This window comes from Saccharothrix sp. ALI-22-I (assembly GCF_001984175.1).
In the GTDB taxonomy this organism is placed as follows: Bacteria; Actinomycetota; Actinomycetes; order Mycobacteriales; family Pseudonocardiaceae; genus Actinosynnema.
In genome coordinates this window covers 1-6,198 of sequence record NZ_MTQP01000012.1, presented here as the reverse complement: position 1 = coordinate 6,198, position 6,198 = coordinate 1, and the positions used below count along the sequence as shown (strand labels likewise).

The following is a 6,198-nucleotide window of genomic DNA, read 5'->3' as shown; positions in this document are numbered from 1 at the left end:
CTGACGCAGACGAACGAGCCTCCCGCGGCGGGCATCAGCGGCGCGAAGTGCTTCATCACCAGGAACGCGCTGAGCAGGTTGCTGTCGAGCACGTTCTTCGCGTCGTCGTAGGACATCTCGGTGAGCGGGCTGCTCGCCTGCAGTCCGTGGTTGAGGACGACGACGTCGACGGTGCCGAGGGACTCGGCGGCTTGGCGGGCCAGGTCCGCGACGAACGTCTCGTCGTTGAGGTTTCCTGGGATGTAAAGATCTTCGGGTCCAGCGGTGTCGAGTCGCTCCCGGCGGCCGGTGAGCAGCAGTCGTGCGCCCTCGCGGCGGAAGCGGGCGCACACCGCCTCCCCGATTCCGCTGCCGGCGCCGGTCACCAGGGCCGTGACGTTCTCAAGTCTCATGTGGAGCAACTCCTGTCGGTCAGCTGAGGAAGCCGCGGGCGTCGACCGGCCACCGCTGCAGCGACGTTCCCGTGCTGTCGGTGACGATCAGCTCCTCGAAGTTGAGGACGACCGGGCAGATGTGGTTCGGCACCACCGGCACGACGCTGCCGACGCTGGGGCGGTACTCGCCGGCGGGCAGCGCGAGGAATCCGTGGTACTCGTTGAGCTTGGCCAGGACGGCTTTCGTGCCGGCGATGCCGCCGTAGCCGCGCTCGGGGCTGCCTTCGCGGCTGAGGGCTTTGGTGCCGGCGTCGACGATGACCTGGTCGGGGACCCACTCGCTGACCACGGTGGCGGCGACGAACAGCGCGATCTGGTCGTCGGTACAGGCGCCCAGGCGGCTGTTGTTCAGGTCGCCGAAGACGTACTCGCCGGGACGGATCTCGGTGATCACGCCGCTTCCGGTGAACTCGACGGTGGGCGTGGAACCGGCGCTGACCACCTCCGCGGTGACCCCGACACCGGTGAGGCCGCGCACCGCGGTGACGAGCGCGGCCTCCTGGTCTCGCGCGGCGCGCCGGCGGGCGTCGCGGCCGGCGCCGCCGTGTCCCGGATAGGTGAAGACACCCACCGGCACCAGGCCGCGCCTGCGGGCGGCGAGCGCGAGATCGCCCGCGATCTCGGGCGGTGCCCCGGATCGGCGGGCGCCGCAGTCCACCTCGATCAGGACCTGCAGCCGGTCCGGTTCGCCTCCCATCGCGTCGGCGAGGGCCTCGATCGCCGCGACGTTGTCGACGCCGACCCGCAGCCGGGTGGACTCGGTGAGCTTGCGCAGCCGCGCGCCCTTGGTTCCCGCGGGCCAGATCGGGTAGGCGAGGAAGATGTCGTCGAAGCCGGCCGCGGCGAAGACCTCGGCCTCACCGACGTTGCCCGCGGTGATTCCGACCGCCCCGGCCTTGAGCTGGCGCCTGCCGATCTCCACGCACTTGTGCGTCTTGACGTGGGGCCTGACGTGGAGACCGTGCTGGTCGGCGAAGCTCTGCATGCGGTCGATGTTGTCCTGCATGACGTCGACCAGCACGATCGGCGCCGGGGTGTCGACCCGCTCGACCAGGGTGTCGAGTGCTCGTTGGAGCCGGTTCACGCTGCACTCCTCGTGCTACTGGCTGGGAATGATCAAGGGGCGCGGCTCCCTCGAGTGGCGGACGTGCCCCCGTCTCAGACCGCGGTGCAGACCATCTGGATCTCGACCGGGCTGTTGCGCGGCAGCCCGGCGACACCGATCGCGGTGCGCGCGTGCCGTCCGTTCTCGCCCAGCACCTCGACGAGGAGCTCGCTGGCCGCGTCGGCGACCCGGGACTGCTCACCGAGATCCGGCGTGCTGGCCACGAAGACCAGCATCTGCACGACCCTGACCCGGTCCAGATCTCCGACCGCGTCCGCGGCGACCGCGAGCGCGTTGAGCGCGGTCTGGCGCGCGAGCCCTCGTGCCGTCTCCACGTCGACGTCGCGGCCGACGATGCCCTGGCCCAGCAGCTCGCCGTCCCGGTACGGCAGTTGGCCGGAGATGTAGACGCTGGAGTCCACCGTCCGGTGGTTCACGAAGTACGGGCTCGCGCCAAAACCGAGGGCGGGCAGCTCCAGACCGAGGGCCTGGAGCCGATCCGCAGCCTTCACGGGTGTCTCGATCATCTGCCCGCTCCTCCTCACTACCGCTTGTCGATTGTCGACCATAATGCTCCTGCCTGTTGCCGTCAACTACTCTCACCAGGAACTTCAGCTTCAGAGCACCCGTTCCAGGAACTCCTGGGTTCGTCGTTCGCGCGGGTTGGCGAGCACCTCGCGGGCGTCGCCGCGTTCTACCGCGACTCCGCCGTCCATGAACAGCACCTCGTCGGCGACGTCGCGGGCGAATCCCATCTCGTGGGTGACGACGAGCATGGTCATGCCGTTGTGGGCGAGGTCGCGCATGACCGCGAGGACTTCACCCACGAGTTCCGGGTCCAGCGCGCTGGTGGGTTCGTCGAACAGCATGATGCTGGGGTCCATCGCGAGTGCGCGGGCGATGGCGACGCGTTGCTGCTGGCCGCCGGAGAGCTGGGCGGGGTATTTGTGGCCGCACCCGTCGAGCCCGACCTGGGCCAGCAGTTCGCGCGCCCGCTCGCGGGCGACCTTGCGGTCGATCTTCTTGACCAGCACCGGCCCGGACATGACGTTGCCCTCCGCGGTCATGTTGGGGAACAGGTTGAACTGCTGGAACACCATGCCGATGCGGGCGCGCTGCTCGGCCAGCCGTTGCGGGCGCACCGCGTGGTAGGCGCGTTCGGACTCGACGTAGCCGAAGTCCTCCCCGTTGACCCGCAGCACGCCGCGGTCGACGGTCTCCAGCCCGTTGACGCACCGCAGCAGCGTCGACTTCCCGGATCCGCTCGGCCCGATGATGCACGAGATCTCCCCTGCCGACACGGACAGGTCGATCCCGCGCAGGACCTCGTGGTGGCCGAAGCTCTTGTACAGCTGGCGTGCGACGATCGTTCCGTCGGCTTTCACAGCAACGACTCCTTTGTCGCGGTGGCGACCGCCGCCTGCCTCCGCGTCGAGCGGGAGAACCGGCGCTCGATCATGGACTGCGGCACGCTGAGCAGCATCGTCATGATCAGGTACCAGAGGCTGGCCACGATCAGCAGCGGAATGGTCTGGTACGTGCGGGCGTAGATCGACTGTGCGCTGTTCAGCAGTTCGGCCACGCCGAGCACGCTCACCAGGGAGGTGCCCTTGAGCATGCCGATCACCTGGTTGCCGGTTGCCGGGATGACCGCGGGCATGGTCTGCGGGATGATCACGTGCCGGAGCCTGGTGAACCCGCGCATGCCCAGCGAGTCCGCCGCCTCGTACTGGCCACGGCTCACCGAGGCGAAACCACCGCGGATGATCTCCGCCATGTAGGCGGCCTCGTTCAGCGTCAGACCGACGATGGCCGCGGTCAGCGGGGTCATCAGCGCGTTCACGTCCACCGGTGTGGAGACGTCGGTGAACGGGATGCCGATGGAGACGTTCGGGTACAGCGCCGCGATGTTGAACCAGAAGATCAGCTGCACCAGTACCGGCGTGCCGCGGAAGAACGTGACGTAGAGCCGCGCCAGGCCGGAGATCGGCGCCTGGTGCGACATCCGCATGACCGCGAGCACCAACCCGAGCAGCACGCCCAATCCCATGCTGACCACGGTCAGCACCAGGGTGAGGACCAGGCCGTCCAGAATGGACTCGGTGGTGAAGTAGCCGAACACCACCGGCCACTGGTAGTTCTCGTTGGTCACCGTCGTGTAGACCAGGCCGCCGACGATCGCGAGCGCGATCGCCCAGCAGACGTAGTCGCCCGGACGTTTCGGCGTGATCCGCTTCTTGTGCTCGGGCAGCAGTTCCGGCAACGGCTGGCTCCCGGTCGTCGAACCGGTCGTGTTCGTCGTCATCACTGCCCCAAGGGGACGGCCATCGCCGCGGTCTCGATGCCCAGGCCCTGGAAGCCCCAGCGGTCGAGCGCTTCGGCGTACTTGGGACTGTCGATGACGGACTGGATGGCCGCCTGGATCGCGGGGGTCAGCGGCGAGCCCTTGGGCAGCGCGACGTTCACCTTCGCCGAGACCACCCTCTCCTCGAGGACCTCGAGCACGTTCGGCTGCCGCTTGGCCGCCCACGACAGCGAGGTGAAGTCGTACATCACCGCGTCGAGCCGTTTGGAGGCGAGCTGGGTCAAGGCGTCGTTGACGCTGGGCAGGGTCACCCCGGTGATGGCCGGCTTCCCCTGGCTCGTGCAGTCCTTCTCGTTCAGCTGCGGCAGCCACTTGAGTTCGGCGGTGGTACCGGACTGCACGCCGACGCGGCGCCCGCACAGGCCGTGGACGCTCAGCTGCTGCGGGTTCCCGCGGGGGACGGCGACGCCGGTGCCGTTCTGGAAGTAGTTGATCATGTCGAGCACCTTGAGCCGTTCCGCGGTGGCGCCCATGGTGGTCGCGGTGAAGTCGAACCGGCCGCCCTGCAGGCCCGGGATGATCGTGTCGAACTTGACGTTGTCGATCTGCAGCTTCACCCCGAGTGTGGCGGCGATCAGCCGCGCCATGTCCGGGTTGAACCCGATCGGGGTCTTGTTGTCCATCGCCATGAACGTGGTGGGCGGACTCGACAGGTCCATCGCCACCGAAATCGTGCCCTCGGCCTTCACCGCCTCCGGCAGCAACTTCACCGCCGCCGGATCCGGCTGCACACCCACCGAGATGTCGTCGGTGTGCTCGACCAACTGACCGGGCCCGCTGCTCTGCGGGGCGCCCTGTGGGGTGCTCTGTGGGGTGCCGTTCGACCCGCACCCGACCAGCGCGAGCGTCAGGGACGTCGCGACGATCGCGGCACGCAATGGTGTGGTGACTCGCATGGTGGCCGTTCCTTCATCAAGATGGGAAGTTGCGCAGGACATCGCCCGGATGGGCGGCTGTTTCGCGTCGGGGACGAGCGGGAACGCCTACTTCACGAGATCCTTGAACTTGTAGTAGGCGCCCGCGAAAGGCAGGAACCAGGGCGGACCGACGTGTCCCGGGATCCGCTTGAAGGACAGGTCGCGCCAGGGGTTGGCGTCCGCCGCCCCGTTCAGGTGCTCGGCCATCTGCTTGCCCATGTGCGTGGCCATCTGGACGCCGTGGCCGGAGTAGCCCAGCGAGTAGAACAACCCGTCGCGCTCACCGGCGTGCACCATCCGGTCCATGCTCATGTCGACCAGGCCGCCCCAGCAGTAGTCCACCCGCGCGTCCGCCAGCCGCGGGAAGACCTCGGCCATCCCCTTCTGCAGGATGCGCCCGCACTTCTCGTCCGACTGCGGGTTGGACACGGTGAACCGGGCACGACCACCGAACAGCAACCGGTGGTCCGGGGTGATCCGGAAGTAGTTCAACAGGTTCTTCGACGTCGACGCCATCCGCCTGGTCGGCAGCAGCTCGTCGCAGACGTCCTCGCCCAGCGGTTCGGTCACGATGATGAAGCTGCCGACGGGCGCGATCCTGACCTGCTGCCAGCGGAACGGCCGGCCGGTGTAGCCGCTCGTCGCCACGAGAACCCGATCGGCCCGCACGGTGCCCCGCGCGGTGACCAGCTCGTGCCTCGTCCCGCCCAGCCGCCGCACCTGCACGACCGGCGCCTTCTCGTGGATCACGGCACCCGCCCGTGCGGCCGCCTCGGCGAGCCCCCTGGTGAACTTGCCGACGTGCAGGCCTGCGCTCTTGGCGTCGACCATCGCGCCGTGGAAGTTGTCGGAGCCGATCTCCGAACGAAGCTCGCTCCTTCCCACCAGGCGGGTCTCGAACCCGAGCTGCCCGGACAAGACCTCGTGGGTCTTGCGCAGGCCGTCGAAGTGAGCCGGCTTGGACGCCAGGTTCAGCTTGCCCGTGCGGGCGAAGTCGCAGTCGATCCCCTCGTCGCCGACGAGCTTCTCGATGGTGTCGACCGCGTCCTGGTAGGCCAGGAGGTACGCCTTCGCGGTGTCGAGCCCGTACCGGCTGACCGCGTCGCGGAAGCCGATCGACAGCCCGGTCGTGGCCATGCCGCCGTTGCGACCGGACGCGCCCCAGCCGACCGTCTCCCTCTCGAAGACCTGCACATCGGCGCCCTTCCGCGCCAGGTGCAACGCCGCCGACAGACCGGTCAGGCCCGCGCCGACGATCGCGACGTCGACGTGACCACCGATCTCGGTCCGCGACCGGTCGGGGCCCTGCGGAACGGTGTCGAGCCAGTAAGGGGTGAACTTCATCGCTGTTCTCTCCTGCCATCGCGATCGGCCGCT

At 68.5% G+C, this 6,198-nt stretch carries 7 protein-coding genes; all 7 read right to left on the bottom strand.

The window, feature by feature from the left end; all coding sequences use genetic code 11:
• Window positions 1-392, bottom strand: a 392-nt coding sequence (locus tag ALI22I_RS00305; RefSeq protein WP_143531833.1) for an SDR family NAD(P)-dependent oxidoreductase, incomplete at its 3' end; no start/stop codon positions are given.
• A gap of 19 nt (window positions 393-411) precedes the next feature.
• The gene (locus ALI22I_RS00300; protein ID WP_083751294.1) at window positions 412-1,518 is read right to left on the bottom strand and encodes an alanine racemase; all 1,107 of its coding nucleotides are present in this window, start codon (window positions 1,516-1,518) and stop codon (window positions 412-414) included.
• Between the two features lie 74 nt (window positions 1,519-1,592).
• Complete coding sequence (locus ALI22I_RS00295; protein WP_077003582.1) at window positions 1,593-2,066, bottom strand: RidA family protein; 474 nt, start codon at window positions 2,064-2,066, stop codon at window positions 1,593-1,595.
• Window positions 2,067-2,156: 90 nt separating this feature from the next.
• Window positions 2,157-2,924: an amino acid ABC transporter ATP-binding protein gene (locus tag ALI22I_RS00290; RefSeq protein WP_077003581.1), complete on the bottom strand. Its 768-nt coding sequence runs from the start codon at window positions 2,922-2,924 to the stop codon at window positions 2,157-2,159.
• Window positions 2,921-3,844, bottom strand: a complete 924-nt coding sequence (locus ALI22I_RS00285) for an amino acid ABC transporter permease (protein ID WP_077003580.1) — start codon at window positions 3,842-3,844, stop codon at window positions 2,921-2,923. The genes ALI22I_RS00290 and ALI22I_RS00285 overlap by 4 nt, the downstream gene beginning before the upstream one ends.
• Complete coding sequence (locus tag ALI22I_RS00280) at window positions 3,844-4,800, bottom strand: ABC transporter substrate-binding protein (protein ID WP_077003579.1); 957 nt, start codon at window positions 4,798-4,800, stop codon at window positions 3,844-3,846. The genes ALI22I_RS00285 and ALI22I_RS00280 overlap by 1 nt, the downstream gene beginning before the upstream one ends.
• An 87-nt stretch (window positions 4,801-4,887) precedes the next feature.
• Window positions 4,888-6,165: an NAD(P)/FAD-dependent oxidoreductase gene (locus ALI22I_RS00275; protein WP_077003578.1), complete on the bottom strand. Its 1,278-nt coding sequence runs from the start codon at window positions 6,163-6,165 to the stop codon at window positions 4,888-4,890.
• Between the last annotated feature and the right edge of the window lie 33 nt (window positions 6,166-6,198).